Annotated in this window: 20 protein-coding genes; 3 read left to right on the top strand and 17 right to left on the bottom strand. The window is 62.9% G+C overall.

Annotated elements, in window-relative coordinates:
- The 9 genes from H7A13_01070 to H7A13_01030 form a co-directional block, all read right to left on the bottom strand.
- Nucleotides 1-1035 (bottom strand): FemAB family PEP-CTERM system-associated protein, encoded by a 1035-nt coding sequence (locus tag H7A13_01070; protein MCP5331944.1) that lies wholly within the window; start codon nucleotides 1033-1035, stop codon nucleotides 1-3.
- A gap of 65 nt (nucleotides 1036-1100) precedes the next feature.
- Entirely contained in the window at nucleotides 1101-1958 is an 858-nt protein-coding gene (locus H7A13_01065) for a DUF3473 domain-containing protein (GenBank protein MCP5331943.1), read from the bottom strand.
- Entirely contained in the window at nucleotides 1955-3094 is a 1140-nt protein-coding gene (wecB, locus tag H7A13_01060; protein ID MCP5331942.1) for a UDP-N-acetylglucosamine 2-epimerase (non-hydrolyzing), read from the bottom strand. The genes H7A13_01065 and wecB overlap by 4 nt, the downstream gene beginning before the upstream one ends.
- Nucleotides 3095-3104: 10 nt before the next feature.
- Nucleotides 3105-4151: an AAA family ATPase gene (locus H7A13_01055; GenBank protein ID MCP5331941.1), complete on the bottom strand. Its 1047-nt coding sequence runs from the start codon at nucleotides 4149-4151 to the stop codon at nucleotides 3105-3107.
- Between the two features lie 10 nt (nucleotides 4152-4161).
- Nucleotides 4162-5772, bottom strand: coding sequence for a TIGR03016 family PEP-CTERM system-associated outer membrane protein (locus H7A13_01050; GenBank protein MCP5331940.1), 1611 nt, complete (start codon nucleotides 5770-5772; stop codon nucleotides 4162-4164).
- A 4-nt stretch (nucleotides 5773-5776) separates the two neighbouring features.
- The gene (locus H7A13_01045; protein MCP5331939.1) at nucleotides 5777-6694 is read right to left on the bottom strand and encodes a polysaccharide biosynthesis tyrosine autokinase; all 918 of its coding nucleotides are present in this window, start codon (nucleotides 6692-6694) and stop codon (nucleotides 5777-5779) included.
- A 57-nt stretch (nucleotides 6695-6751) separates the two neighbouring features.
- Complete coding sequence (locus H7A13_01040; GenBank protein ID MCP5331938.1) at nucleotides 6752-8311, bottom strand: chain length-determining protein; 1560 nt, start codon at nucleotides 8309-8311, stop codon at nucleotides 6752-6754.
- 83 nt (nucleotides 8312-8394) lie between these two features.
- Complete coding sequence (locus H7A13_01035) at nucleotides 8395-9033, bottom strand: polysaccharide biosynthesis/export family protein (GenBank protein ID MCP5331937.1); 639 nt, start codon at nucleotides 9031-9033, stop codon at nucleotides 8395-8397.
- Nucleotides 9034-9227: 194 nt separating this feature from the next.
- Nucleotides 9228-9956 carry a PEP-CTERM/exosortase system-associated acyltransferase gene (locus H7A13_01030; GenBank protein ID MCP5331936.1) on the bottom strand — a complete coding sequence of 243 codons (729 nt, stop codon included), beginning with the start codon at nucleotides 9954-9956 and terminating at the stop codon, nucleotides 9228-9230.
- A 237-nt stretch (nucleotides 9957-10193) separates the two neighbouring features.
- On the opposite strand from H7A13_01030, the gene H7A13_01025 reads away from it, so the two are divergent.
- Complete coding sequence (locus tag H7A13_01025; GenBank protein MCP5331935.1) at nucleotides 10194-10991, top strand: PEP-CTERM/exosortase system-associated acyltransferase; 798 nt, start codon at nucleotides 10194-10196, stop codon at nucleotides 10989-10991.
- A gap of 21 nt (nucleotides 10992-11012) precedes the next feature.
- On the top strand, nucleotides 11013-13376 hold the full coding sequence (locus H7A13_01020; protein ID MCP5331934.1) for an MMPL family transporter: 2364 nt from the start codon (nucleotides 11013-11015) through the stop codon (nucleotides 13374-13376).
- Here H7A13_01020 and H7A13_01015 read toward each other — a convergent pair.
- From H7A13_01015 to H7A13_01005, 3 genes are all read right to left on the bottom strand, one after another.
- Nucleotides 13346-14971: an FAD-binding oxidoreductase gene (locus tag H7A13_01015; GenBank protein MCP5331933.1), complete on the bottom strand. Its 1626-nt coding sequence runs from the start codon at nucleotides 14969-14971 to the stop codon at nucleotides 13346-13348. The genes H7A13_01020 and H7A13_01015 overlap by 31 nt on opposite strands.
- Before the next feature lie 40 nt (nucleotides 14972-15011).
- Entirely contained in the window at nucleotides 15012-15926 is a 915-nt protein-coding gene (locus tag H7A13_01010; GenBank protein ID MCP5331932.1) for a PhzF family phenazine biosynthesis protein, read from the bottom strand.
- 147 nt (nucleotides 15927-16073) lie between these two features.
- Nucleotides 16074-16925 (bottom strand): MBL fold metallo-hydrolase, encoded by an 852-nt coding sequence (locus H7A13_01005; GenBank protein MCP5331931.1) that lies wholly within the window; start codon nucleotides 16923-16925, stop codon nucleotides 16074-16076.
- Nucleotides 16926-17126: 201 nt separating this feature from the next.
- Between H7A13_01005 and H7A13_01000 the strand changes: the two genes are divergently transcribed.
- Complete coding sequence (locus H7A13_01000) at nucleotides 17127-17894, top strand: glucose 1-dehydrogenase (protein ID MCP5331930.1); 768 nt, start codon at nucleotides 17127-17129, stop codon at nucleotides 17892-17894.
- Nucleotides 17895-17971: 77 nt separating this feature from the next.
- Here the strand turns inward: H7A13_01000 and katG are convergent, their stop codons facing one another.
- From katG to H7A13_00975, 5 genes are all read right to left on the bottom strand, one after another.
- Entirely contained in the window at nucleotides 17972-20131 is a 2160-nt protein-coding gene (katG, locus tag H7A13_00995) for a catalase/peroxidase HPI (protein ID MCP5331929.1), read from the bottom strand.
- A 100-nt stretch (nucleotides 20132-20231) separates the two neighbouring features.
- Nucleotides 20232-21290 carry a sulfate ABC transporter ATP-binding protein gene (locus H7A13_00990; GenBank protein ID MCP5331928.1) on the bottom strand — a complete coding sequence of 353 codons (1059 nt, stop codon included), beginning with the start codon at nucleotides 21288-21290 and terminating at the stop codon, nucleotides 20232-20234.
- Nucleotides 21287-22216, bottom strand: a complete 930-nt coding sequence (cysW, locus tag H7A13_00985) for a sulfate ABC transporter permease subunit CysW (protein ID MCP5331927.1) — start codon at nucleotides 22214-22216, stop codon at nucleotides 21287-21289. The genes H7A13_00990 and cysW overlap by 4 nt, the downstream gene beginning before the upstream one ends.
- 2 nt (nucleotides 22217-22218) lie before the next feature.
- Nucleotides 22219-23106 carry a sulfate ABC transporter permease subunit CysT gene (gene cysT / locus H7A13_00980; protein MCP5331926.1) on the bottom strand — a complete coding sequence of 296 codons (888 nt, stop codon included), beginning with the start codon at nucleotides 23104-23106 and terminating at the stop codon, nucleotides 22219-22221.
- A gap of 48 nt (nucleotides 23107-23154) precedes the next feature.
- Nucleotides 23155-24150, bottom strand: a complete 996-nt coding sequence (locus H7A13_00975; GenBank protein MCP5331925.1) for a sulfate ABC transporter substrate-binding protein — start codon at nucleotides 24148-24150, stop codon at nucleotides 23155-23157.
- Nucleotides 24151-24158 lie beyond the last annotated feature (8 nt).

Here is a 24158-nt window from a genome sequence, read left to right as displayed (position 1 = left end):
TCAACCCAGATAGCGCGAGACCCAGGGGCCGATCCACTGACTCAGCCACAGTGGCAGCCGCTGCCAGGTGTTGATCAGCAGGCGATACTTGGGGTTGAGCGGGTTGAGGTCGGGCAGCGCCTGGCCCTTGACCAGGTGGTATTCGTAATAGAGCGGCTCCGGCGTGAAGCCCCAGTTCTTCTTGAAGTCGTAGGCGCCGGTGCCGATCTTGCTGCGGCCATAGTCGAACAGCCTGATGCCACGCCCTGCCGCATGGCACATCAATGCCCAGTACATGAAGTCATTGGCCTTGCAGGCACGGGCCGCCTCGGTGCCGCCGCCATAGTAGGGCAGCACCTGATCGCGAAAGTAGAAGCTCATGACGCTGGCCACCGTCTCGCCCTGCCGGGTGATGGTGAGAATCTCGCACTCATCGCCAAACACCTCGCGCAGCACCCGGAAGTACTTTCGGGAGAAGACCGGCGTGCCCAGGTTGCGCACGCTGCTGCTGTAGGCATGAAAGAAACGGTCGATGCCGGTGTCGATTTCGCTGTGCAGTCCGGCGTCGATGCCCTTGCGCACCACCGCCCGCTGCTTGCGCGGAATCGCCTTGAGGTTCTGCTCGTCGTCGGCCGAGATCTCCTTGCGAAAGGTGACATAGAGCTCCTTGCAGGGCCAGTCGGGCGCCTGCCGGCTCATGCTGCGCAGTTCGAGGTGGTCGACCCCCAGCTCGGTCGCGAGCCGGGTGGCGGCATCGAGCAGTGCATCGCGATGGTGGGGCGCAGTGGCGATGGGTCCGCCATAGACACAGAAGGGGGTCGAAACCAGTGAGTGGCCGAACAGCCGACTCTTCACCTCTGCCAGCGGCAGCACAGCCTCGATCTGCCCCTGCTGCTCCAGATAGAGAAAGTGGGTCCGGTGGCCGAAGGCCTGCTCCAGCACCTGCTGCCAGCCGCTGAGATGAAAGAAGGTGCCCTCCGGCCGGGCGCGCACGAAGGCATCCCAGCGGGCGCGGTTCGACACATCGAGCGGATGGATGGCGTGGTCGGTGGTCAAGCGTCTCTCCTCAAAAGCGGGCGTCCCAGACACTGCAAGCCGGCGTTGTCACGGCAACGGCCGATCTATTCGGACAGAAAGACGCGGTCCATTCGATCCCAGTGAAAATCACCCAGCAGCCGGGAAACCCGTGACTCCATCCGCTCGAGGTTGATGTAGTGACGAAAGCGGCTCCTGAAGCCGGCGCCGGCCGGGCGCGGTTGATCCGGATCGATCTCCCATGGATGAAAATAGAACAGTCCCGGAGACTTTTCCTGCTGGTTGAACCGCAGCAGCGCCTGGCGGTAGAGCTGGTAGGGCAGCAGACGGAAATAACCACCGCCACCGATCGGCCAGTTGCGCCCGCCGAGCCGCAGCGTGGTGATCGGGATCTCGGTCAGGCCGCTGGAGCAGCGATAGGGAAAGCGCGGAGCATCGGGCATGCCGTAGAGGTCATGCCGCACCGGATAGACACTGGAGCTGTAACGGTGACCGGCTTCGGCGATCTCATCGTGCGCCCAGGGGGTAGTGACATCGATCGAGTAGCTGGGGGCGCGGTAACCATGGACCGCCATGCCTGAGAGGTCCTCGATCAGCGCCTTGGCATGGCGGATGTCGCTGCGGAACGCTTCGCGTGACTGGCTGTTGACGCGGGCATGGGCATAGCCATGGTTGGCCAGCTCATGCCCTTCGGCGGCGATGTCGCGCACCAGTTGCGGCAGCCGTTCGGCAACCCAGCCCAGCAGAAAGAAGGTCGCCTTGATGCCGCGCTCGGCAAAGAGCGCCATCACCCGACGGGTGTTCTGATCGACCCGCAGTGGATAGCTGTCCCAGCGGGCCGGATCGATCAGCCCCTCGAAGGCCGCCACCTGAAAAAAATCCTCCACATCCAGCGTCATGGCATTGGTCTGCCGCACTGGCGCCACCGATTCGCCCTGCTTCATAGTGGCAGATCACCGCGATCGAGCCATGCCAGCAGGTCATCGACAATCCGCTCGGCGGCATGGCCATCCCACAGCTCCGGCGCCCGGCCACGCTTGCCACCGCTGGCGAGGATCTCCTCGACCTGGGCCAGGATGGTGGCCGGATCGCGTCCCACCAGCGTGTTGGTGCCTTCGGTGAGGGTGATCGGCCGTTCGGTGTTCTCGCGCAGTGTCAGACAGGGCACGCCGAGGGCGGTGGTCTCCTCCTGGATGCCGCCCGAATCGGTCAGTACCAGACGGGCATCGCGCATCAGACCGAGCATCTCCAGATAGCCGAGCGGCTCCACCGGCAGCAGCGTCTCGCCATCGAGCAACGACTCCAGCCGCTGCTGGACGATCTGGGCGCGGGTGCGTGGATGCAGCGGAAAGATCAGCGGCAACCGGCGGCCGATCTGATTCAGCGTCTCCAGCAGCCGACGCAACACCTGCGGATCATCCACATTGGCCGGACGATGCAGAGTGACGACGCCATGGCCGGCGCCGCGTACCGCCACCTGCCGCTGCGGTTGTGCCAGCGCCGGAATCTGCGCCAGCGGCAGTGCCGCCCGGCTGTGATGGTGCAGGGTGTCGATCATCACATTGCCGACGAAACGGCAGCGGCTGGATTCGATGCCTTCGCGCAGCAGGTTGTCGAAGGCACTGCGTTCGGTCAGATAGAGCCGTGCCGACAGCTGATCGGTGATCAGCCGGTTGATCTCTTCCGGCATCGAGCGGTCACCGCTGCGCAGGCCAGCCTCGACATGCACCACCGGGATGCCCCGCTTGATCGCCGTCAGCGCGCAGGCCACCGTGGAGTTGACATCACCCACCACCAGGATGGCGGCGGGCCGCACCCGCTCCAGCACCGGCTCGAACTGCAACATGATCTGGGCGGTCTGCACGGCATGGCTGCCGGAGCCGACACCAAGGTCGATGTCGGGCTGCGGAATCTGCAACTGCTCGAAAAACTGCCGCTTCATCGATTCGTCGTAGTGCTGCCCGGTGTGCAGCAGCAGGGCAGGACGTTGCGGCGCACGCGCGCGCCACGCCGCCATGATCGGAGCGATCTTCATGAAATTGGGGCGGGCCCCGACGACACAGAGCAGTGGCGCGCTCATCGTGGGCAGTTCAGAGCGAGCTTTTCAAGGCGTGGACGACACTTCGCAACAGGCTGATCTTCTTGTTGAAGTTCTTCTCCAGCACCTCGATCACATATTCGATGTCGTGAATGCGCTTGTCGAGTTCGCTCATCGACAACGGCGCCGTGCGTGGAAGCTGCGATTCACTGCCGCTTTCGAACTCATCGTCATCGGCATCGTCACGGACCGGCGAGCGGGTCATCGGCAGTGGTCGATTGCTGCCATTCTCCTGGGCCAGCTCGCGCTCGACCACTGCGACCGCCTCGCTGCTCAGCGTCTTCAGCTCTTCGAGATAGCCGTAGAGCAGCAGCCGGTCACAAAAACTGTTGATGCGCCGCGGCACCCCCTGGGTGTGGCGGTGAATCTCATCGAAGGCAGCGTCGGTGATCTCCGGATTGTCGCCCTGCCAGCCGACCAGCTTCAGCCGATGCTCGATGTAGGCACGGGTCTCCAGCTGATCCAGCGGCGTCAGATGGCAGGAGGCGATGATGCGCTGGCGCAACTGCTCCATGTTCGGCGACTGCACGATGTGGCGGAACTCCTCCTGACCCAGCAGAAAACTCTGCAGCAGCGGGCGGTTCTCGATCTGGAAGTTGGAGAGCATGCGCAGCTCCTCGACCGTCGCCGGCGGCAGGTTCTGCGCCTCGTCGACCACCAGCAGCACCCGTCGCCCCTCACGGTCGGCCTGGCGCAGAAAGGCCTCGAACTGATGCAGCAGCGCCGCCTTGGTCAACCCTTCGGTCGGCAGGTTGAAGGCAGTCGAGATCATCTTCAGCATCTCGTCGGCCTGCAGGTTGGAGGTGACCAGTTGGGCCGCGATCACATCTTCATAGCCGAGGTCGGCAAACAGGTTGCGGATCAGCGTGGTCTTGCCGGTGCCGACACCACCAGTAATGACGACAAAGCCCTCACCCTGACTGAGACCATAGCGCAGGTAGGACATCGCACGCTTGTGCGCCTTGCTGCCATAGAAGAAGCGCGGGTCCGGGCTGACCTGAAACGGCTTGGCGCTGAATTGATAGAACTCTTCGTACATGGTGACGGCCTCAAAAACGCATGTTGCCGCTCAACGTCAGGCGATTTTCCCGATAATCGTTGAGCAGGCTGCCCTGGGCATCGTTGCTGATGCGGCGGTAGGTCGCCGACAGTGATGCATCCCGTGTGACTGTCTGGGTCAGGCCCAGATGAAACTCGTCGTAGTCGAGCTTTTCGCCGGTCATGAAGTCGCGGGTCAACCAGCTCACACCGGTCGTCAGACTGGTCCGGCCACTGAGACTGAGGGTCCAGTCGAAATTGGCGCCGCGATCCTGGGATTCGTTGGATGAGGTCAGATAGGTGCGATCGACCTGATAGCCGTTGAGACTGAAGGCGGAACGACCCCGCTGGTAACCCCAGGTCGCGGTGTAGCGCTTTTCAAGAAATTGATCATCGGCGATCACACCCACCGGCAGAAAGAGTCCGATGAGTTGCTGGTTGATCCCCAGCTGCACTGGCTGGTTCGGATTGACGAACACGCACTGTGCCGGATTGAAGGTGGTGCCGCTGGGACAGATCAGGGTGCCGATCTGCTGATTCTGCAGCAGGTTCTGCCGCGTATTGGTCACCTCTTCCTCATACTTCAGCGAGAATGACGAGCGACGCAGCCGGTGGGTCAGCGAGAAATCGTAGGCCGGACCATAAAAGTCCTCATTGTAGCCACCCTCCAGATGCCAGCGCCGGCTGGGATCCCATGAAGCACGGCCACCGAACGAACCCTTGTTCTCTGTCTCACTCAGGGTGTCATCGTCGTACTCACGCACCTGGTAGAACAGGTCGAACTGGCTCTTGCGCGAGGGTACCCAGCCGATGGTCGCCCGGTAGTAGTGGTTGTTGGGCTGGCGATTGTCGGCGACCAGTGTGCTGTTGGGCGTGTAGCTGTATTCGCTGTAACCTGCGGTGCCGGAGAAGCGCAGCCGCTTGCCGGCCCAGACACCGAGGGTGGCATCGCCATTCTGCTGGCCACCATCCTGCTGGCTGTTCGCGTAGTCGATGTTGTTGTCGAGGTAGTTGGCGCTCCAGAACAGCGGCATTCCCGCCGAACCGCTGGTCAGATTGAAGGTCAGCGTGCTGCCCTGACTCTGGTTCAGATTGCCACTGCCACCGGAGTAGTCGACATAATCGACGCCATAACCCACCTCATAGCTTCCCCAGCCACCCAGCCGCTGGGTCCAGCGCGGTTGGAAATAGCCGCGCCAGGCGGTGGTGATGTTCTGCTCATTGCCCAGCAGATCGGCATTCACCGACCGGGTCGGGTCGATCAGCTCCTGCGATGCCAGCACGCCGGCATCGAGAAAGAGATGCTGTTTGATCGCCTCCCACTGACCCGCTCCGTTAAGGCTATGGTAGGTGTTGTCGAGGCCGCTCTGCTGCAGGTGGGTCAGCTGCGTCAACCTGTAGCCGAGGTTCAGTTTGGAGCGTCCGCTGTTGCGCTCCAGATCGAAACCGGGCCGGGCGATCAGGATGGTGTCCGAGTCGCGGTCGTTCTTTTCGAGAAAGATGTTGTCGGTGTAGGTCAGGTCGACATTGACCGAGGGTGCCGCGCGCCAGCTCACGGCATGGCAGGGCAGTCCGATCACCAACAACAGCGCTCCACCCAGTCGATACCATCCACGGTGCATGTCGTTACTGTCCATAGCCATAGTAATAGTAGCCATAGCCATCGCTGGCATGGTGGCTCTTGTTCAGAATCAGACCGACATCGACACTGGTACCCATCAGTGACAGGGACTTTTTCACGTCAGCCTGCGGGGTGAGCCCTTCGGCCACCACCAGCACCACCTGCCCTGCCAGTTGTGCCAGCACGCTGGCTTCGGTGGTGCTCAGCAGTGGCGGGGAGTCGATGACGATGATCCGATCGGCATAGCGGGTGGCCAGTTCATGGACCAACTGCTCCATTCTCTTGCTCGCCAGCAGCTCGGTGGTCAGATGGTGACGTTTGCCGGCCTGCATCAGGGTGAACTGGGGAATGTTGGTCTTGTACATCAGTTCGCCGGGCGTGTCGCTGTCGCCGGTCAGGTAATCGACCAGGCCAGCACCCTCTTCGACCCCCAGTTTCTTGGCGACGGTCGATTTCAGCACGTCGGCGTCGATCAGCAACACCCGATGGTTGCGCTCCTCGGCAATGCTGAGCGCCAGGTTGATGGCATTGAAGGTTTTGCCCTCGCCCGGACGCGCACTGGTCACCATGATGATATTGCGGTGATTGCGCTGCTTGTCCGGCAATCCGGCGACCTTCTTCAGCAGCGGCCGCTTGATGTGGCGGTACTCCTCTTTCAGCCGGGTCCGCTCGTCATCAGGGATGATCAGACCCCCTTCACGCAGATGGTCGAAATCGATCTCGACATAGCGACTGCTCTTGACTTCGCAGTAGGGCCGCGACTGCGCTTCTGGATCGATCTCCGGCATGGCCTGCGCGGTGACGGAATGCGGCGGTTCATCAGGCAATCTGACCACGGCGCCGCTGCCCGGACGGCGCCGGGCTTCGCTCTGCTCGCCGCGGCGCTCCTGGAGTTTCTTGAAGGCTTTTTCGATGGTGTCCATAAGGTGATTCAGTGTGGATTGCAGCCAACGAACGATGCAGTGCTCGGGGTTGTTCCGTCAGCCCCTGATGAAAGCATAGTAGGAAGCAAGCGCGGCGTAGACCGCCACCAGCAGCAACACGCCTGCGACAAACAGGATGTTCTCCAGCCGGTGCCGCTTGCGCAGGGCAGAGCTGGCCACGAAGGAGACGGTACCGAGCACCTGCAGGTTGGTCATCTGCGCCAGCAGCAGTGTGCTGGTGAAGGTGGGGCGCAACACCGCGAAAAGCGTCGCCACGCCAAGACCAAGCAGCAATCCGCCGCCCAGTGTGGCCGACATCAGCAACAGTCGGTTGGGACCGGCCGGCGCCGTCGGCACGCGGGGCGGGTCGATGACCCGGAACTGGATGTCGTTTGCGTCCTCTTCGACCTTTTGCGAGATCAGCGCCGACTCGCGCCGACCGAGGAACTCTTCATACTTCTGCTTGGCGATGCCGTAGTCGCGGTTCAGGTTGGCAAGATCGGCCTCGATCTGCGGCACAGTGTCGACCCGGTTCTGCAGATCGCGTACCTTCTGTTCATAGGACTGGACCCGGGCATTGAGCGATGCCAGTTCGGCCTCGGCCTGCGAGAAGGCGAGCTTGAGCTGCTGCCTGAGCGGATCGGGGGTGCTGCTGAATTCGCTCTGCGGCTGCTGGGCCTGGGTCTGCAGATCCTTCTGACGCAGCTCTTCGAGATTTTTCAGCGTGCTGCGTATCTCCACCACGCTGGGATGGTTTTCGGTGTATTTGAGCAGCAGGCTGTCGAGCTGCTCATTCAGCCGCGCGATGCGGCCATCGTATTGGGTGCTGCCGGAGCCTGCGCCGGGTGTCGGCAACAGCAGTTCATCATCGCCACCGGACGAACTCGCGCTCGCCTGCACCTGTTCGCGCAGGGCGTCGCGGCGCTGCTGCATCTCCTTCACCTGCAGGCGCGCCGCCTCCAGCTGCTCCGTTGCACTCTTCAGCTCCCCGAAGTAGCCGCCACTGCCGGACATGAAGGCGAAATTCTTCTGCTTGAACTCCTTCAGCCGATCCTCGGATTCGCGCAGACGGGCTTCATACTCCTCGATCTGCTTGTCGAGGAAGCGCTGCGCACTGGCGGCGGCACCATCGCCCTTGCCCTCGCCGATGGTGTTCTCGACGAAGGTGGTCACCACCGCCTGCACCACCCGCTTGGCGCGCTCCGGGTCGGAGTCGGGATAGTTGATCGAGTAGAGATTCTCCTCGCTGTCCCGCTTCATGTGAATGCGGTTGCCGACCGAGGCGATCAGGGCTTCGAACTCCTCATCGGCCCCGGCCGAGAGATCGAGATCGGCCATGCGGATGATTTTTTCGAGATTGGGACGGCTCAACAGCGTGCGCTCCATCAGCCGCACCTGCTGATTGACATCCATCTCGATGGTCAGACCGCGCAGCAGCGGCTTGAGCAGACTCTTGGTGTCGACATAGACCCGGGCCGAGGCCTCATACTGATCGGGAAGCCGCTGAACCACCACCCAGCCAATCGCGCAGACCAGCCAGGCGCTGCCCAATATCCACCACTTGCGGCGCAGAATGTCGCGCAGATAGGAGAGGACCAGTTCGATCTGTTCGTTCACTGCCAGGACTCGTTGGAAAGTGGAACCACGGGGGCGCCCTGGCCGCCGGCCACAGACCGGGGTTGGGCAGATTCAGGCTGGTCTTAGAACCAGGCCTCCGGAATGATCAGGATGTCACCGGGCCGCATGTCGACATTGGCGGAGATGTCGCCACCGTTGACCAGATCATCCAGGCGCACCCGGTAGACCTCCTGCTGGCCATTGACGATCCGCGCCAACTGCACCCGATTGGCATCGGCGAAGTCGGTCACGCCACCCACCGCGATCATCACATCAAGCAGCGTCATGTGCTGTTTGTAGGGCAGCGATTGTGGTCGGGCCGCCTGCCCGATGATGCGGATCTGCTCGGAATAGGGGCCGTTGAAGCCACCGACCATGATGGTCACGATCGGGTCTTTTACGTACTTGGCCAGCGCCACCTCGACCTGTCGCGCCATCTGCGTCGGCGTCTTGCCGGTCACTGGCAGATCTTCCATCAGTGGCGTGCTGATCTTGCCATCGGGCCGGACGGTGACCGACATCGACACTTCGGGGTTGTTCCAGACGAAGATCTGCAGCGAGTCGCCGGGACCGATCAGGTAGTCGTAATCGGCCCGGTCGGCATTGAAGGAGGGGTGAAGCGTGGCGGGCGGCAGGGTTTGCTGACCGCTGTTCAATGTGCCACAGCCCGCAAGCATGGTGGCACAGATCAAACCCGCAACGAAATGGCCTCTGTTATTCATGCGCTCCCCCGACACTCCATGATTGAATTCGCCCAGCCGGCATCATGGCCGGCATCAAGTCCTGAAAGAGTAGCGCATGGCGCAGAAAAAGCCCAATGAGCACCCGCAACCCCGGCCATGACATGACATGACCGCACACTGCAACACTTGTCCGACGCGGCATGGGTGATCGGCGTCACGCCTGCCCTCGAGGGTTACAGCATGATGGCAGGTTGTGTGGCGGGGCGGTGTGGTGATTTCTGGGGTTGTGGATCGAGGTCGCCAAGCCGTCGGCAGAAGGGTTCACTGTAGTAGAAACGGCGCAACTGGGGTGACTCGGTCATGATCCTCTGTCGTGACCTCTCCACATCCACCAGGTAGGGATGGCGGGTGCCATTCAGTTCGCAAGGTTCACCCACCTGATCGGTGTGGATCATGCACTGTTGCAGTCTTCTGGCCAGTGCGCGGGTGGTCAGAAAATACCACTGTCCGATCTCCTCATCCTGGCTGACGCTGAAGGCCGCACGCACCATGCCCCAGAAGATGCCTGGCTCGTAGGCGGCACCCTTGGCAGCGCGCTTCATGTCCCAGAAGTTGCCGCTGTGGCTGCGCAAAACGCAGAGCCGCGAGAGTTCGACGATGCTCTGCCCCGGCAGCTGTGTCCACCACCCCGGTGCGACCTGGCAATGTGAATGCAGCGGCAGTTGGCCACTGCTGCTCCTGACCAGTCGCATCGCGGCCACATACTCTCCACTCAACCGACAGCGCACGATGAATTTGAACGAGAAGGGATCCCAGCGATCATGCTCAAGACCTTCCGGGAACTGCTGCCGATCCTCGAAACCGCGCTCTTCGCAATAGACGCGGTAACGCACGGCAAAATGGAGATCTTCGCTGTGCACGCCGTTGGCCAGGAACACTTGGTAATGGTCATCGAACAGCATGACTCTCTCCAACTCCACGGATTTTGAAGATCGAACGACCATCCTGTGCGCCGGATCACAGTGGGTGCCGGCTGATGAGCGGACTGCGGACTAGACTCAAACCCACAAGCGGAGGCTTTTCAACCATCCCATCGGCACAGTGATTCCTTCACCATGATCGTTCAACCACGCCCTCTTCATCTTCCTGCGCAGGCGACTGCTCCATCTTTTCAAAGTTCCGCGGCGCAAGCAACAGACTTGATCAATTTCTCTACACCACCTGCCGTGGCCGAGATGGTCTGCACGCTGGCATCGGAGCATCCGGCCCGGCTGTTCTGGAGCCACTTCACCCCGCTCTACGCCGACAGCGAGGCGTTGCGCGATCAGGTGTTTCGCATCCGTCACGAAGTCTTTTGCGAGGAGTTCGGCTTCGAACCACTGAGCGCGGATCAGCGGGAACGCGATGAGTTCGATCCGATCGCCCACCATTTTCTGCTCGGACACAACCAGTCGCAGCAGTTTGCCGGCTGCGTGCGTCTGATCGTCCCCCGTCCGGAAGCCAATCAGAGCATGCTGCCGATCGCCCGTTTCTGCTGGCCTCATCTCGATCCCTATGTGCAGATGCTGCTGCAGAGCCGGGCCCGTTGCGGAGAGATCTCCCGTCTGGCGGTCAGAGCCCGCTACCGACGTCGCCAGAGTGATCCGCACACGCCAGAGGGTGGTGCACTCCAGGCAGAGGCGGCAGATCGATCGGCCGATCGTCGACTCTTTCCCTTTGTCTCCTTCGGCATCTATCTCTGCATCGGCGCCGCGCTGGAGCTGCTGCATCAGCGCGGCCAACTGGATGCCGCGCTGATCATGATGGAGCCCAAACTTTACAGAAATTTGAAGCAGCAGGGCTTCAACTTTCAGCCAGCGGGACCGGTGATCGATTACCATGGCCGCCGGGCGCCCTTCGTGATCACCGAGCAGACCCTGGCACCCAGGCTGTCAAGCGAAATGCAGCTGCTGAAAACGTCGATCGCCGTGGCGCTGGCGCCGGTCATCCAGCCGTAATTCCACCCTTCGGCCCCGCATATGAACATCAACCTCACCAGGAAAATTCTTCAGCACCGCACCTTTTCCATCGTCTCGATGCTGCTGCTGATCGTGTTTGGCAGCTACGGCATCCGCTTTCTCAGTCTCACGGTCGACTACCGCGAATACTTTTCCGCCACCGATCCGCAACTGGCCGCCTACAACAGGATTCAGGCCGACTATTCGAACAATGACAACATCCTGATCGCGATTCGGGCCAGGCAGGGCGATCTGTTCAACCGGCCACTGCTGGCGCTGATCGAGGCACTGACCACCGCCGGCTGGAGCCTGCCCTACAGCCACCGCGTCGACTCGATCACCAACTTCCAGTACAGCCGGGCCGAAGGCGATGAGCTGGTGGTGGAGCCGCTCTTCGCCCACCTCGACCGGATGAATGAGGCCACCATTGCCCAGCGGCGGCAGGTCGCGCTGCAGGAGCCGCGGCTGCGTGGCCTGCTGCTGGCAACCGATGCGCAGGCGACCGCGGTCAACATCTCCTTCACGCTGCCACACCAGGATGACCTGGCCGAGACCGCCGCGGCGGTGGGTGCAACCCGCGCACTGGTCGAGCGCTTCGCGCGCCAGCATCCCGATGTCGAATTCCATCTCGGCGGGCAGCTGATCACCAATCAGGCCTTTCCGGAGGCGACCTCGCAGGACACCACCCGGCTGTTTCCGCTGGTGCTGCTGGTGATGACACTGATGATCGCCCTGGCCATTCCACACCTGTGGTCGGTGCTGCTGGTGGTGCTGCTGATGCTCTTTTCGGTGACGGTCGCGCTCGGCACCGTCGGCTGGTTCGGGGTCAGATTGACGCCTGACAGCATCGCCGGCTCGGCGATGATCATGCCGATCGCCATTGCCAATGCGGTCCACCTGCTGCTGGCCTATTTTCACCGCCTGCAAAAGGGCGTGCAGCCGCTCGAGGCGATGGCGCAGAGCATCACCGCCAACTTCATGCCGATGTTCCTCACCGCCTTCACCACGGTGGTCGGTTTTCTGGCCGTCAACTTCAGCGACTCGCCACCCTATCGGCTGATGAGCAACATCGTCGCCATCGGTCAGACCGTGACCTTCATCCTCACCTTCCTGCTGCTGGCGCCGGTCGCCACCTTCATGCAGCGCCGCGTGGAGATCCGCAGCGTGCAGGATCGGCTCGACCCACTGATGTGCTGGCTGAGCCGCTGTACCACCCGGCACCAGAAGGCACTGCTGCTGTTCATGGGGATTTCGACAGTGCTGGCCATTCCATTGACGATGGCCAACCGGGTCAGTGACAACCCGCTCGACTGGTTCTCCGAACAGGTGCCATTCCGCCAGGATGTCGACTGGATCAACCGGCACCTCTCCGGTGTCACCTTCATCGACTACCCGCTCGCCGCAGGGGGTGACATGGGCATCACCGAACCGGCGTTTCTGCAGAAGCTGGATGCCTTCACCCACTGGCTGCGCAGCCAGCCACGGGTGCGGCACGTGGCCAGCATCAGCGACACCTTCAAGCAGCTGAATCAGGAGATGAACCAGGGCGAGACCGCCCACTACCGCATTCCCGAAAGCCGCGAATTGGCCAGCCAATATCTGCTGCTGTATGAGATGTCGTTGCCATTCGGGCTCGATCTGACCAACCAGCTCAATTTCGACAAGTCGAGCACCCGGGTCAGCGTGGCGCTCGACAAGCTCTCCACCGTCGAGACCATCGCCTTCGACCAGCAGGTGCAGCAGTGGATGCAGGCCAACCTGCCGCCGCAGATGCGCTCTCAAGGCTCGGGGCTGTCGGTGATGCTGGCGCACATGACCGACCGCAACACCCGCTATATGCTCTATGGTGCCGTCGTCGCCAAGCTGCTGATGGCGCTGACGCTGCTGCTGGCCTTCAGGTCATGGAAGATCAGCCTTGTCGGCCTGGTGCCCAACATGGTGCCGGCCTTCTATGCCTTTGCGATCTGGTGGTTCTGTGTGGCCGAGGTGGGGCTGGCGCTGTCGATGGTGCTGTCGATGACCTTCGGCATCATCGTCGACAACACCATCCATCTGATCGACAAATATGACCAGGCACGCCGGACGCAGGGTCATGCCCATGCCGAGGCAACCCTCTACAGCTATCGCGAAGCCGGTCCCGGGGTGGTGGTGTCGAGCCTGTCGCTCTGCTGCGGCTTTGCGGTGCTGATGGTCTCCGACTTCACCCAGAATGCCCAGCTCGGGCTGATGACGACGCTGATCATGCTGCTGGCACTCGGCACCAATCTGCTGTTTCTGCCGCCGCTGCTGGCCTGTTTCACGCCGGCACGCTGGCGACATCTGCAAAGCGCTCAGCCAGCATCGGGGATGCAAGGTCAGGAGTCGGATTCGCCGAGCGGCGCGTAACGGCCCGGCGCGATGATCCCACGCGGATCGAGCGCCTGTTTGATCTTCAGCGCCATCCGCCAGTGCGGGGTGTCGGCATCGATCAACGCCGACATCGCATCGACATGCAGCCGATAGGGAAAGAAACCCTGCTGACGTCCAGCCGCCAGCAGGGCGTCGTAGCAGGCGCGGGCGCGGGCGGTCGCCACCGCATCGCTGCGGTCGAACAGGATCGGCACCGTGCTGTCGAAGCAGCGCGGCGAGATCGACGTAAAGGTGATCAGCGGCTCGATGCCATGTTCGGGGCAGATGCGTTCGACCATCTCCCGATAGCGCGCCACCGCCTCCGGCCGCATCGGCACCAGCGGCGCGTACCAGATCAAGCCACAGCCATCGCGGGCCGGGTGGTAGTCACCCGCCGGCAGCGGCTGCCGGCTGCGCCAGTAGGCCAGTGGCAGGGCGATCTCGCTCGGTTCGCCGGCCACCACCCGCAGGCTGCGGTCGAGCGTCTCGACCAGACCGGCCAGATGACGCCCCGGCGCACCGGGCAGCCGCTGGGTCCACGGCAGCAGCCGGTGGATGGTCGAGGGGGCCAGGAACAGTGTCCGGCTCGCCACCCCCTTCAACTGGCGGGCAATCACCTTGCGGGCGGCCCGCAGCAGCGGCTTCTCGCCGTAAAGCGCCCCAAAACCCATCCAGGCCGACACCCGGTTTCGCCGCGCCAGTTGTTGCACCAATGCATCGGACATGATGCCGCCGGGCGCAATTTGTTCGTGCGGATAGGGCTCCATCATCGACAGCAGCCGCCGGCTGTTCATCAGGTTGACGCCGCCGAGCAGACCCGGCAGCCGGTGCAGCAGCTGCTGGATCGCCTGCACCGCTGCCGCCAGCTTCTGGTCGTCATCGAGCCAGAAGTAGAGCGCCAACATCGACTGCGGTTCGGGCACCAGTTGAAAGGTCATCCGGGTGACGATGCCGAGGTTGCTCTGGTTGAAGAGTCCATCGAGGTGGGGACCGATACCCCATTTGAAGCAGCCCTCGATCTCGTCATGGCCGAGCGTGGCCAGCGCCCCTCGGTAGAGGGTGCCATCGGGCAGCACCGCTTCGAGCGACTGGATCGCGGCACAGTGGTCGGCCACCGGGGTGATGCCATAGCCGCGCTCCAGCGCGTTTCCGATCAGGCTGCAATCGGGCCCGGCGCCGGTCACCGGCACCAGAAAGCGCCGTGGCTGCTGTTGCAGATGGCGCCACAGATCGCCCTGGGTCACCCCCGGTTCGACGGTCAGCAGCGCCAGATCGGGGTCGAGATGCAGAATCCGCTTCATGCGCGACAGATCGACCAGCAGGCAGCCGTCGGTCACCGGCAGCGCGCTGCCGTAGCCCCAGTTGCGTCCGCTGCTGATCGGGTAGAGCGGCAGACCATGGTCACCGGCCAGCCGCACCACCGCCTGCACCTGCCCGGTCGAAGCCGGTCGCACCACTCCCAGCAGTTGGCGCCTGCTGCCCAGAGTGTCGGCCAGATAGCCGTGGATCTGTTCGTCGAGCAGCAGATGTTCCGCACCCACGACGGCGACCAGTTGCGCCTGCAAATCGGCGCTGAGCCGAGGGTGTTGCATCGTCGAACCCTGTTTTTCTGAGCCGCGTCGAGAAAAATCCCTACCCGGGCAGATGCAGCGTGCCCGACGTCACCGAAACCACGCTGCCGCCGACCCGCAGCTTCAGCCCCTTGCCGGGCTTTTTGTCCATCTCGGCATGGAGCAGGCTCTTGCGGGTGGCGTCGAAGCCACGCTCGACGGTAAAGGTGTAGGTGCCTTGGCGCGTGCTGGGCTGTTCGGCCAGGTAGGCGGCAAAGGCGGGCAGTGCCGCCCCGACCGGCGGGTCGTCGTGGGGGCCGACCTGCGGTCCCACCAGCCGGGCATGGAAGTTGGCCTCGCTGCTTTCGGTCTGGCGGCAGAACAGCAGGATCTGCTGGGCCAGCATCGAGGGGGCGAGCGATTCGGCCCAGGCGCCGTGGTTGAAGCGGGCCTGCTGCAGTGCATCCAGTGAGCGCAGCGGCACGATCAGATAGGGATGGTCACAGGAGACCAGCAGCGGCCGGAACTTGTCCAAGCCGATGGCGCGGCGCTCGAGCGAGAGGATCGCCGCCAGCTCTTCATCGGTCGGAACGAAGCGGTCGACCACCGGATGCACCGTATGGGTGAACTGCACGAAGTTGGGCTGGCTCTGACTGACGGTGAGGTGCACCTCCACCGGACCGAAGTTGTGTAGCAGATCGAGCCGGGTGTCGCCCTCCTGCAACGGGATGGCGCCGATGGAGCCCAGCACATGGCCAGCGGCCAGCACCGTGTGGCCGGCGAAATCGACCTCACGGTCCGGTGTGAAAATGCGCACCCGCCGCTGCTGGGGGGTGTCGGTCGAGAGCACGAACAGCGTTTCCGACAGGTTCATCTCACTGGCGATCTGCTGCATCTGCTCAGGTTCCAGACCATCCGCAACCGGAAAGACCGCCACCTGGGCGCCGCCAAAGGGGTGGTTGGTAAAGACATCGGTGGTGTGAAAGGCCAGCTCCATCGATTCGCTCCTCAATCTCATGTTGATGCCCCATCAGCCGGGCAGTGGCAATGGCGATGTCTGGGTGCCATCGCCTCGTCGCTCATGTTAAATGATACGTTGCGCGAACGTTGCACGGCTGATGCAGATCAACCACTTGCTGTGGGGTCACACCTCGAAGCGGTAGCTGTCGCCATCGCGCACGATGCGCCCGGCGGTCGGCGTGGCGAAGTGGGTGCCCAGCACCAGGGTGGCGCCATCGCTGAAGCGGTTGAGAAACTCATGGCGGGTCGCTCGCGCCTGATCGGGGTCGACATCGGCGATGTCACGCCACTGCGGTCGTGCCACCTGCAGCGGATGGTGCAGCATGTCGCCGGTGATGACCGCCCGTGCACCCTGTGACGTGACCATGACACTGACATGGCCCGGCGTGTGACCCGGGGTGGGAATCAGGCAGACCTCGTCGTTGATGCGGTGATTGGCATCGACCAGATCGACCAGGCCGGCAGCGAAGATCGGCAGGATGGAGTCGGCACGGGCCTCCTTGCCGAAGGGATCCTCTTCGTTTTGCCAGTAGCCCCACTCCGCCTCGCCGATCAGATAGCGGGCATTGGGAAAGGTGGGCAACCACTGCGTTCCTGACTTCATGGTGTTCCAGCCGACATGGTCGACATGCAGGTGGGTGCAGAGCACCCGGTCGATCGACTCGCGCGGCGCGCCGAGGCTGGCCAGCTCTTCGAGATATCGCCCCTCGCGCATGTTCCAGTCCGGCAATCCACGCGGTTTGTGGTTGCCTATGCAGGTGTCGACCAGAATGCGGGCACCGCACGACTCGATCAGAAAGGTGTGGATGCTGAGCGCAAAGGTGCCGTCATCGTTGAGAAAGTGCGGCTTGAGCCAGTGCATCAGTGGCGCCAGATTCTCCAGCGTGGCATCGGGCACCAGCGCGGTGGCCGGAATGCGGCTGACCAGATCGACCACCCGGGTGATGGTTGCCGCGCCGATTTTCCAGACTTCCATATAGAGGCTCCTGTTATTGTCATGGCTGTCATCGTGCGGCGAACTGCCCGGCCCGCACCCGTATGGAAGCAGCCGCGCCGGCAAAACGCAATCGATGCGCTGTTTCGAGCCTGGCATGGTTTTGGGTAGGATGCAGCAGACGGAACCTGGAATTGCTGAGTTCCGGACCTCGACAATAACCACAACAAGGAGCATTCAGCCATGACGCGACTCGCAGACAAGTTCGCACTGGTGACCGGCGGGGCCTCGGGCCTGGGGCGGGCCCAATCCCTGACCATGGCGCGCGAAGGCGCCGCCGTTGCCGTCACCGACCTCAACATCGCCGGCGCCGAGGCGGTCGCGGCCGAGATTCGTGCGCAGGGTGGCCGCGCCATTGCCCTGCCGCACGATGTGGCCGACGAGTCGAGCTGGCAGGAGGTGATGGGACAGACGCTGAATCAGTTCGGCCGGCTCAGCATCCTGGTCAACAACGCCGGCATTGCCGCCAGCGTCGATGCCGAAGAAGGCAGCCTGGCCGACTGGCGCCATCTGATGAGCATCAACCTCGACGGGGTCTTTCTCGGCGTCAAGCATGGCATCCGTGCGCTGAAGCAGAGCGGGGGCGGCTCGATCATCAATATCTCCTCGATCATGGGGCTGATCGGCTCACCCGGCAGTGGCGCCTACAATGCCAGCAAGGGCGGGGTGCGGCTGCTGACAAAATCGGCGGCGCTCTACTGTGCCAAGGCGGGATATGGCATCCGCGTCAATTCGGTCCATCCGGGCTTCATCGACACGCCGATGATCCAGCGCATCATGCAGGGGCCGCAGGCCGAGGCCGCCCGGCAGAACCTGATTGCACTGCACCCGATCGGCCGGCTCGGGGTGCCGCAGGACATCGCCAATGGCGTGCTCTTCCTCGCCTCGGATGAGTCGGCCTTCGTCACCGGCTCCGAACTGGTGATCGATGGCGGCTACACCGCCCAGTAAGATTGCCCTCCATCACCACGCGGCGGCAGCGGGCGACCCAATCAGTACCCGCTGCCGCCGGTTGGATGGCGTGACGATCAGCCCAGATCGAACCGGTCGGCATTCATCACCTTGACCCAGGCGGCGACGAAGTCGCGGACGAACTTCCCGGCCGCGTCGTCGCTGGCGTAGACCTCGGCGATTGCGCGCAGCTCGGCGTTCGAGCCGAACACCAGATCCGCCCGCGTGCCGGTCCACTTGACGGCGCCGGTGGCTCGATCATGCGCCTCGTAGAGCCCCGCGCCGGCCGCCTTCCACTCCACGCCCATGTCGAGCAGGTTGACGAAGAAGTCGTTCGTCAACACGCCGGGGCGGGTGGTGAGAACACCGTGCCGCGAGCCACCGTGCACGGCGCCGAGCGCGCGCAGGCCGCCGACCAGCACGGTCATCTCCGGCGCAGTGAGCGTGAGCAACTGCGCGCGGTCGAGCAGCAGCTCCTCGGCCGGGCTTGTGACGCCTGCTTTCATGTAATTGCGGAAGCCGTCCGCGGCCGGCTCCAGCACGGCGAAGGACTCCACATCCGTCTGCTCGGCCGTCGCGTCGCCGCGACCGGGCGCGAACGGCACCGTGATGTCGGACCCGGCCGCCTTGGCCGCCTGCTCGATGCCGACGTTGCCACCGAGCACGATCACGTCCGCCACGCTGGCGCCGGTCGCGGCGGCAATACCTTCGAGCACGCCCAGCACGCGGGCCAGCCGCGCCGGCTCGTTGGCTTCCCAGTCCTTCTGCGGCGCGAGGCGAATGCGCGCGCCGTTGGCGCCGCCGCGCTTGTCCGAACCGCGGAAGGTGCGCGCGCTGTCCCAGGCAGTGGCGACCAGATCGCTCACGCCAAGGCCGCTGGCGGCAATTTTGGCCTTCACCGCCGCCACGTCGTAGTCGCGCCGACCGGCCGGCACCGGGTCCTGCCAGATCAGCACCTCGCTCGGCACCTCGGGGCCGAGATAACGCCCGCGCGGCCCCATGTCGCGGTGCGTCAGCTTGAACCAGGCGCGGGCGAAGGCGTCGGCGAACTGGTCCGGGTTCTGCCAGAAGCGGCGCGCGATTGGCTCGTAGATCGGATCGAAGCGCAGGGAGAGATCCGCCGTGGTCATCATCGGCGGGTGCTTCTTGGACGGGTCGTGCGCGTCCGGGATCAGGTGCTCGGGTTTGCAGTTTTTCGGCGTCCACTGGTGCGCACCGGCCGGGCTCTTGGTCAGTTCCCACTCGTATCCGAACAGCATGTCGAAGTAGCCGTTGTCCCAGCGCGTCGGGTTCGGCTTCCAGGCGCCCTCGATGCCGCTGGTGGTGGTGTCGGCGCCCTTGCCGGTGCCAAAGGCGTTTTTCCAGCCGAGGCCCATTTCTTCGATCGCCGCGCCTTCGGGTTCGGCGCCGACGAGCTTCGGATCACCGGCGCCGTGCGCCTTGCCGAAGGTGTGGCCGCCGGCCACCAGCGCCACGGTCTCCTCGTCGTTCATCGCCATGCGGGCGAAGGTCTCGCGCACGTCGCGGCCGGAGGCCACCGGGTCGGGGTTGCCGTCCGGGCCTTCCGGATTCACGTAGATCAGGCCCATCTGCACCGCCGCGAGCGGGTTTTCCAGCTCGCGATTGCCCGAATAGCGGCTGTTCGGTTTGTCCGAGGTGGCCAGCCACTCGGCCTCGGCGCCCCAGTAGACGTCCTCCTCGGGTTCCCAGATGTCCTCGCGGCCGCCGCCGAAACCGAAGGTCTTGAAGCCCATCGACTCCAGCGCCACGTTGCCGGCCAGGATCATCAGGTCGGCCCAGGAGATGCGCTTGCCGTATTTGCGCTTGATCGGCCACAGCAGCCGGCGCGCCTTGTCGAGGTTGCCGTTGTCCGGCCAGCTGTTCAGCGGCGCGAAACGCTGGTTACCGGTGCCGGCGCCGCCGCGACCGTCGGCGATGCGGTAGGTGCCGGCGCTGTGCCAGGCCATGCGGATGAACAGGCCGCCGTAGTGGCCCCAGTCGGCCGGCCACCAGTCCTGCGAGTCGGTCATCAGGGCCTTCAGATCGGCCTTCAGCGCCGCGTAATCGAGCTTCTCGAACTCGGCGGCGTAGTCGAAGCCGGCGTCCATCGGGTCGGACTTGGCCGAGTGCTGGCTGAGAATCTTCAGGTTCAGCCGCTTCGGCCACCAGTTGCTGTTGGACTGCGCAGCCGCGGTGGTGCGGCTGCCGTGGAAGGGGCATTTGGGCTCGTTGGACATGGCGTGCTCCTGGGTCTTTGGCTATGAGAGTTGCCAATCTACTCAAGCTCTTTCCGTGGTTCCAATTGATTTTTTGGATGCGGTCGATAGCAAAGTTCTATCACCCCTGCAAGAAGACTTTCGAACTGGTCGGGCGCGCAAACACTTGGGCGCCAACGGTCAGATTGAGCGAACGCTGCTGGGCCCGCGGCAGTTCAACATGCAGCAGATCACTGTTGTGCTGCGATTGCAATTCGATGCGCAGCACCGAACCGGCCGTGCTGACATGGACGATCCGCGCCGCCATGGCGCCCTCGCTTGGCTGTTCGCTGAGTTCGATGTCATGCGGCCGCACATAGGCCACCGCCGCCTGATCGCGAATGTCGTGATGCTCGGGTGCCGCCACTCTGTAATCGCCAATGTGCGCCCAGCCATGGTCGACACGGCTGTGGAACAGATTCACATGGCCAATGAAGTCATACACGAATGGCGTGGCCGGATCGTTGTAGATCTCGTCCGGTGTGCCGGTCTGTTCGATGCGCCCCTTGTTGAGCACGACGATCCGATCGGCCACCTCCATCGCCTCTTCCTGGTCATGGGTGACGAAAATCGAAGTGATGTGCAGCTCATCATGCAGTGTGCGCAGCCAGCGCCGCAGATCCTTGCGGACCTTGGCATCCAGGGCGCCAAAGGGCTCATCCAGCAAGAGCACCCTCGGCTCGACCGCCAGTGCGCGGGCCAGGGCAATGCGCTGGCGCTGTCCGCCCGACAGTTGGTGGGGATAGCGGTCGGCCAGCCAGTCGAGCTGGACCAGTTCGAGCAACTCATGCACCCGTCTGACAATGGTGGCTTTGTCCGGCCGATGTTTTTTGGGACGCACACTGAGACCGAATGCCACATTGTCGAAGACCGTCATGTGTCGGAACAGCGCATAGTGCTGAAACACGAAACCGACATGACGTTCGCGCACATGCAACTGGGTGGTCTCTTCGCCAAAGAACGCAACACTGCCCGAATCGGGGCTTTCCAGCCCGGCAATGATGCGCAGCAAGGTGGTCTTGCCACAGCCGGAAGGGCCCAGCAGTGCAACCAATTCGCCACTGGGGAACTCCAACGTGACATTGTCGAGGGCAGTGAAATCGCCGAATTTCTTGTGCAGACTTTCAACCTGAATGCTCATCGAACTCCCCCTTTTGAACTCTTTTTGAACTCTGTCAATGGAGCACCGTGTTCCACCAAGGTATGTTCTCGCGCCGATCGCCATTCCAGCAGGCTTTTCAGCACCAGCGTGCCCAGTGCCAACAGGGTCAGCAGTGATGCGGTGGCGAAGGCGGCGGCGAATTGATATTCGTTGTACAGAATCTCGATGTGCAGGGGCAGTGTGCTGGTCTGCTCGCGAATCTTGCCGGAAACCACGCTTACCGCTCCGAACTCCCCCATGGCCCTGGCATTGCAAAGAATCAGCCCGTAGAGCAATCCCCATTTGATCGAAGGCAGGGTGACATGGCGGAACATTTTCCAGCCGCTGGCGCCCAGCGTAATGGCCGCCTCCTCCTGCTCCCTGCCCTGCTCCTGCATCAGTGGAATCAACTCCCGGGCAATGAATGGAAAGGTCACGAACATCGTCGCCAGCACGATGCCGGGAAGCGCGAACATGATCTGAATGTCATGCTGACTGAGCCAGGCTCCCAACAGGCCCTGACGATCGAACAGCAACATGTAGATCAGGCCCGCGATCACCGGTGAGACTGCAAAGGGCAGATCGATCAGGGTGATGACCAACTGCTTGCCACGAAAGTCGAACTTGGCGATGGCCCAGGCCGCCGCCAGACCGAAGATCAGGTTGCAGGGCACCGCGATCGCTGCCGCGACCAAGGTGAGCCAGATGGCGTGGCGTGCCGCCGGTTCGCTGATCGCCGCGAGATAGACTTCCAGACCCCTGGAGAAGGCCTCGCTGAAGACGAGGATCAGCGGCAAAAGCAGAAACAGGGCCAAAAAAACCAGCGCAATGGCAGTCAGCGTGCCGCGCACCCAGGCTGGTTCGCGGATTGCGAACCCTGCACTGCCTCGCCGCCCCAGACCCAGTGATGAAACCGTGCCGCCCATGTTCAACCTCCGGCGCGTCGGTGGCTCCAGTGCTGGAGCAGGTTGATCAACAACAGAAAAATGAATGAAAACAGCAACAGGGTCATGCCGAGCGCCGCGGCACCGGCGTAATCGAACTGCTCGAGCTTGGTCATGATCAGCAGCGGCGTGATTTCGGTGCGGTACGGCATGTTGCCGCTGATGAAGACCACCGAGCCGTATTCACCAACGCCCCGGGCAAAGGCCAGGGCAAAGCCGGTCAGCAGTGAGGGCAGCAGTGCCGGAAGGATGACGCGACTGAAGGTCTGCCAGCGTGAAGCGCCGAGGCTCGCTGCCACCTCCTCGACCTCGGCCTCCAGATCGGCCAATACCGGCTGCACGGTGCGCACGACGAAGGGCAGACCAATGAAGGTCAGCGCCACCGTGATGCCGAGCCAAGTGTAGGCGATCTTGATCTCCGCCATGGCAAACCAGCGCCCGACCCAGCCATCCGGTGCGTAAAGCGCAGTCAGGGCAATTCCGGCCACGGCCGTCGGCAGTGCAAAGGGCAAGTCGACCAGTGCATCGACCACCCGCTTTCCAAAGAAGTCATAGCGCACCAGTACCCAGGCCACCACCAGTCCGAAGCAGCCATTGAGAGCGGCCGCGATCAGTGCCGTGCCGAAGGTCAGCCGGTAACTGGCCAGCGAGCGAGGGTTGCTGATGACACTCCACAACTCTGGCAAGCTGAGCTCCATCGACTTGAGGAGCAGCCCAGCCAGCGGAATGAACACGATCAGGCTGGCATAGAAGGTGGCAAAGCCCAGCGAAAGGCCGAAGCCCGGCAGGGCCGATCGGCTGACCCAGCGCCGCTGGCTGCGGGTGAAGGAAGGTGGCGCCGCTGCCAGCGCCACGGGGGTGATTTCAGCCATCGGTGGTGGTCCAGTTGCAGGCGATGAGGGAAGGGTGAGATCGATGGATCACTGATAAATCTGATCGAAGATGCCGCCATCACCGAAATGCTCCGCCTGGACCCTGGCCCAGCCACCGACCTCCTCGATGGTGACCAGATCCAGTTTCGGAAAACTTCCGGCATGGGCGGCGGCCACCTCGCTGTCGCGCGGCCGATAGTGGTGTCTTGCAGCAATCTGTTGACCCTCCTTGCTGTAGAGGTACTCCAGATAGGCGCGGGCGACCTCGGCCGTTCCATTGGCCTTGGCATTTTCATCGATGACCGCCACCGAGGGTTCCGCCAGGATGGAGAAGCTCGGCACCACGATCTCCACCTTGTCGGCACCCAGTTCATTGATCGCCAGAAAGGCTTCGTTCTCCCAGGTGATCAGCACATCACCAATGCCACGCCTGACGAAGGTGGTGGTCGAACCGCGGGCACCGGTGTCCAGCACCGGAACGTTCTTGTAGATCGCGCGGACGAACTCCTTCGCACCTGCCGGGTTCTGTCCCTGCTTCTTTTCCGCGAAAGCCCAGGCCGCCAGATAGTTCCAGCGCGCGCCGCCCGAGGTTTTGGGGTTGGGGGTGATGACCTCCACACCGGCTCTGGCCAAGTCATTCCAATCCTTGATCTGTTTGGGGTTGCCCTTGCGGACCAGAAAGACGATGGTCGAGGTGTAGGGTGCGGAGTTGTTCGGCAATCGGCCGATCCACTCGTTCGGCAGCAGCCTGCCCGATTTGGCGATGGCATCGATATCACCCGCCAAGGCCAGCGTGACCACATCGGCCTTCAGTCCATCGATCACGGCACGTGACTGCGCACCCGATCCACCATGCGATTGATCGATGCTGACGCTGTCGCCGCTGCGTTCCTTCCAATGCCTGGCGAAGGCCGCGTTGAATTCCCGATAGAGTTCCCGCGTCGGGTCATAGGAGACGTTCAGCAGTTTGATCTCCTTCGCCGTCGCGCTGCTGGCCAGAAGACCGATCAACAGGGCCGCACTCAATTTTTCAATCAGTTTCATCAGACTGT

The sequence above is a fragment of the Pseudomonadales bacterium genome (assembly GCA_024234215.1).
Taxonomy (GTDB): Bacteria; Pseudomonadota; Gammaproteobacteria; order Pseudomonadales; family UBA5862; genus JACKOQ01.
The sequence above is the reverse complement of the archived record's forward strand: the minus strand, read 5'-3'. Positions and strand labels throughout refer to the sequence as shown.

Bases quoted from the DNA above. Each gene is read 5' to 3' on its own strand.
- H7A13_00990 (MCP5331928.1), bottom strand. From the start codon at position 21,290: ATGAGCATTCAGGTTGAAAGTCTGCACAAGAAATTCGGCGATTTCACT.
- H7A13_01000 (MCP5331930.1), top strand. From the start codon at position 17,127: ATGACGCGACTCGCAGACAAGTTCGCACTGGTGACCGGCGGGGCCTCG.
- cysW (MCP5331927.1), bottom strand. From the start codon at position 22,216: ATGGGCGGCACGGTTTCATCACTGGGTCTGGGGCGGCGAGGCAGTGCA.
- H7A13_01010 (MCP5331932.1), bottom strand. From the start codon at position 15,926: ATGGAGCTGGCCTTTCACACCACCGATGTCTTTACCAACCACCCCTTT.
- H7A13_00975 (MCP5331925.1), bottom strand. From the start codon at position 24,150: ATGAAACTGATTGAAAAATTGAGTGCGGCCCTGTTGATCGGTCTTCTG.
- katG (MCP5331929.1), bottom strand. From the start codon at position 20,131: ATGTCCAACGAGCCCAAATGCCCCTTCCACGGCAGCCGCACCACCGCG.
- H7A13_01055 (MCP5331941.1), bottom strand. From the start codon at position 4,151: ATGTACGAAGAGTTCTATCAATTCAGCGCCAAGCCGTTTCAGGTCAGC.
- H7A13_01020 (MCP5331934.1), top strand. From the start codon at position 11,013: ATGAACATCAACCTCACCAGGAAAATTCTTCAGCACCGCACCTTTTCC.
- H7A13_01065 (MCP5331943.1), bottom strand. From the start codon at position 1,958: ATGAAGCAGGGCGAATCGGTGGCGCCAGTGCGGCAGACCAATGCCATG.
- H7A13_01015 (MCP5331933.1), bottom strand. From the start codon at position 14,971: ATGCAACACCCTCGGCTCAGCGCCGATTTGCAGGCGCAACTGGTCGCC.
- H7A13_01005 (MCP5331931.1), bottom strand. From the start codon at position 16,925: ATGGAAGTCTGGAAAATCGGCGCGGCAACCATCACCCGGGTGGTCGAT.
- cysT (MCP5331926.1), bottom strand. From the start codon at position 23,106: ATGGCTGAAATCACCCCCGTGGCGCTGGCAGCGGCGCCACCTTCCTTC.
- H7A13_01035 (MCP5331937.1), bottom strand. From the start codon at position 9,033: ATGAATAACAGAGGCCATTTCGTTGCGGGTTTGATCTGTGCCACCATG.
- wecB (MCP5331942.1), bottom strand. From the start codon at position 3,094: ATGAGCGCGCCACTGCTCTGTGTCGTCGGGGCCCGCCCCAATTTCATG.
- H7A13_01030 (MCP5331936.1), bottom strand. From the start codon at position 9,956: ATGCTGTTCGATGACCATTACCAAGTGTTCCTGGCCAACGGCGTGCAC.
- H7A13_01050 (MCP5331940.1), bottom strand. From the start codon at position 5,772: ATGCACCGTGGATGGTATCGACTGGGTGGAGCGCTGTTGTTGGTGATC.
- H7A13_01045 (MCP5331939.1), bottom strand. From the start codon at position 6,694: ATGGACACCATCGAAAAAGCCTTCAAGAAACTCCAGGAGCGCCGCGGC.